The following is a 3,473-nucleotide window of genomic DNA, read 5'->3' as shown; positions in this document are numbered from 1 at the left end:
CATTATGGTGAGAGATATAAAATGGTGAGTAATTTTATTTAATGCTGTAGATTCAGGCATTTAGTTTGGCATCGGAGCAAAACACTCACCATTTTATGTATAATCATCCTTATCAGACAAGCATTATTGCTGTTTTAAGGAGGATGATTATATTGAAAAACCAAGACATCCATGGTGCCATGTTGGCTATCATGGAATCTATGAGACTGCGTGGAACATCGCCGAGCAGTCTCAAGAATTTCGAAACCGCATACCATGTATTCGAACAGTATTTGTCAGACAACAGTATTACCGAGATTGATGAAAGCCTCTGTCTGGAATACATATACGCAAAAACCGGTCAGCGTTTTGAGCATTTCGAATGTGTCATATCAAATAATAGAGTTGCTTACCGTATGCGGCCATTACTGCTATTACTGCGCTATCTGCAAGACGGACAATTTCTCCCTGATGTTCGGAGGACGAAACCGCCGTTTGTCTGCCCAGCATGTTTCAAGTCAGAATATGAAGCCTTCTGCGAAGAGTTGAACTATCGCGGATACAGCAAAGCAACAATAGAATCAAATACCCAAAAAATGCAGCTTTTAATGAATTTTTTGGTAACACAAGGAGTCACATCGCCATCAGATATTACCATCAGGCATATCGAGAATTATTTAAAAACATTAAAAAACAAAGCAGTCAAGTATGTTGGAACTTTCCTGTATGTATTCAGAAATTTCTTCTCGTTTCTATATGAACAAGGATATATCGCAGATGATTTGGTACCCATGCTCCCCAAAGTACGCACTCCCCGCAATGCTTCGATTCCGTATGTCTGGTCTAAAACAGACATACAAAAGCTGCTCTGTGCAATAGATCGTGACGACCCTAAAGGCAAGCGCGATTACGCAATACTTCTGATTGCCATCCGGTTGGGGCTCAGGATTGGGGACATCAGAAGCCTAAAAAAATCGTCCATTGACTGGAACCGGAAAACAATAAATCTAAAAATGGCTAAAACCGGTCAACCGATTGAATTACCATTGTTAAAGGATATCGGTTGGGCCATCATCGACTATCTGCAAAATGGTCGACCCGACACAAACAGTGAATGCCTATTTGTCAGGCACAGAGCACCTTTTAACGCATTTGGTGATCGCAACTCCTTCAATAAAGAGCTCCATCGATATATTCTGAAAGCGGGTCTGAACATGCCTGGAAGCCAGTGGCATGGGATGCACTCCTTGAGAAGTACATTGGCGGGGAACATGCTTGAAATCAAATCACCACTGCCCATCATATCAGAAGCGCTGGGGCATCAGTCTGTCAACACTACAAGCATATACCTTAAGATCGACATTGAAGGGTTGCGCAAATGCGCACTCGATCCGGAGGAGGTGTTTGTCAGTGAAAACAGTATATAAATGGAAAAGCGAATTTGCGGAGGCTGCCCAGAACTATATTTCACTCAAACAGCAGACTGGAATGAAATTTGAAACTCAGGAACGCTACCTACGACACTTCGATACATTTTATTATAGCAACGGCTTTGAAGGAAGCACCCTTACAAAAGAAATCGTCAACGACTTTATCTATGATCCAAATGAACGTCCAGGAACTCACTACAACAAAGAAGTGCTGATGCGGGACTTCGCGATGTATCTGGCTGACAGAGGATACCATGCATATATAGTGGAAGTTAAAACGAAGCTTCCACGTTGCAAATTTGTTCCCAAAATCTTAACGGATGACGAAACTCGCCGAATATTCACAACCATAGACAATTATCCGCATGCACATAATTCATACAGGAATGCAGTTGATCCAGTGATGTTTAGATTTTTGTATAGCACAGGCGTAAGAATTTCTGAGGCGCTGAATCTCGTTCTCAAGGATGTAAATATAGAATCTGGAATCGCCACAATCCGTGCTGCAAAAAACATGAAGGATCGATTGATTCCCATGGCCGATAGTCTATCAAAACGTATTATCCCTTTCATGAAGGGATTCCATCGATACAGCGATGATAGAATGTGGCTTTTCCCAGGTTGCCATAATGGAACTATGGGGCAGATGGACAAGAGTACAGCTTACAACCATTTCAGGGATTATTTACTTATGGCTGACATTCCCCACACGGACGTAGGTCCCCGGATTCACAGCTTTCGTCATGGCTTTGCCGTCAAATGCCTTAAAAAGTGGGTTTTGGCCGGGAACGAACTGACTGTTATGCTGCCATACCTGTCGGCATACATGGGGCATTCGGACTTCCGTGCCACCCAATACTATCTGCGACTGACATCTGACCTATATCCTGATATTGTACGGCGTGTTGAAGCAGAGTTCGGATACGTTATACCGGAAGGTGGGATCATTTATGACTAAGGCTGACTTGCCGTATTACCTCACGAAGTTCCTCGGCAAATATCTGCCCGGCGAGAAGAATGTCAGCCACCACACTATCCAGTCGTACTCCGTGACTTTTAAACTGCTGCTTTTCTTCTTCGAACAGACCAAAGCGATCACTCCTGAGCGCCTGTCCATGGAGGATTTGACCCGTGACACGATTGTTGACTTTCTGAACTGGATCGAATCTACGCGGAACTGTACTGTAACGACCAGAAATCAACGGTTGGTGGCAATCCATTCATTTGTCAGGTTTGTACAGAAACAGTCTCCTGAGAACCTGTTTGAGTTTCAGAGGATACTGAATATTCCTGATAAAAAGTGTGCAAAAACAGTTGTGCCATTCCTGACTGGTGAAGAAATGAAAATACTGCTGTCGATGCCTGTCCCCTCAACCAAAAAAGGACTTCGGGATATGGTACTGATGGCCGTATTGTACGACAGCGCTGCAAGAGTTCAGGAGATCATAGATTTGAAAGTTAAGGATTTACGTTTGGATAAGCTTGCTGTGATCACTTTGCATGGTAAAGGTCAAAAGACTCGCCATGTTCCAATCACGGAGAAAACAAAAAATCTCTTGGAATCACATTTGCGGTGCAGTTCGAGCAACAATGGAGTTAGCGGCGGAGAACGGTATGTATTTGTGAACCAGAAGAAACAGCAGCTTACACGGTGGGGTATATCTTACATCATTGATAAATATGTCGGTTTGGCTAGCCTGTGCGATGGATTCAACGTGCGTTTTCCTGTCACACCGCATGTTTTTCGCCACAGCAAAAGTGTTCATTTACTTCAATCTGGTGTTAACCTGATCTACATAAGGGATTTCCTTGGACATAGCGATTGCCGTACCACTCAAATCTACGCCAAGGCGGATACTGAGACACGGAGAAAAGCACTGGAGGCAGCATATGTCGACATTCTGCCGACAAGCGAACTCCCTGATTGGTCCGATGACAAAAACCTAATGGACTTCCTTATTTCGCTTGGCCGTCAATGATAAAATGGTGAGTGAATTGATGAGCTAATTGCTGGTTTGGCGGATTTACTGTCGTCACTCACCATTTTATATCTCTCACCATAAT

3 protein-coding genes are annotated in these 3,473 nt (G+C 43.4%); all 3 read left to right on the top strand.

What is annotated here, in order from left to right; translation table 11 throughout:
* Positions 1 to 152 precede the first annotated feature (152 nt).
* From DOT_RS07520 to DOT_RS07510, 3 genes are read left to right on the top strand one after another with little or no spacing between them, the layout of a single operon-like run.
* The gene (locus DOT_RS07520) at positions 153 to 1,406 is read left to right on the top strand and encodes a site-specific integrase (RefSeq protein WP_009616545.1); all 1,254 of its coding nucleotides are present in this window, start codon (positions 153 to 155) and stop codon (positions 1,404 to 1,406) included.
* Complete coding sequence (locus tag DOT_RS07515) at positions 1,390 to 2,367, top strand: tyrosine-type recombinase/integrase (protein ID WP_009616543.1); 978 nt, start codon at positions 1,390 to 1,392, stop codon at positions 2,365 to 2,367. Before DOT_RS07520 ends, DOT_RS07515 begins: the two co-directional genes overlap by 17 nt.
* Entirely contained in the window at positions 2,360 to 3,388 is a 1,029-nt protein-coding gene (locus DOT_RS07510) for a tyrosine-type recombinase/integrase (protein ID WP_009616541.1), read from the top strand. The genes DOT_RS07515 and DOT_RS07510 overlap by 8 nt, the downstream gene beginning before the upstream one ends.
* Positions 3,389 to 3,473 lie beyond the last annotated feature (85 nt).

Source organism: Desulfosporosinus sp. OT, assembly GCF_000224515.1.
Taxonomy (GTDB): Bacteria; Bacillota; Desulfitobacteriia; order Desulfitobacteriales; family Desulfitobacteriaceae; genus Desulfosporosinus.
This window is presented reverse-complemented; position numbering and strand designations above follow the sequence as displayed.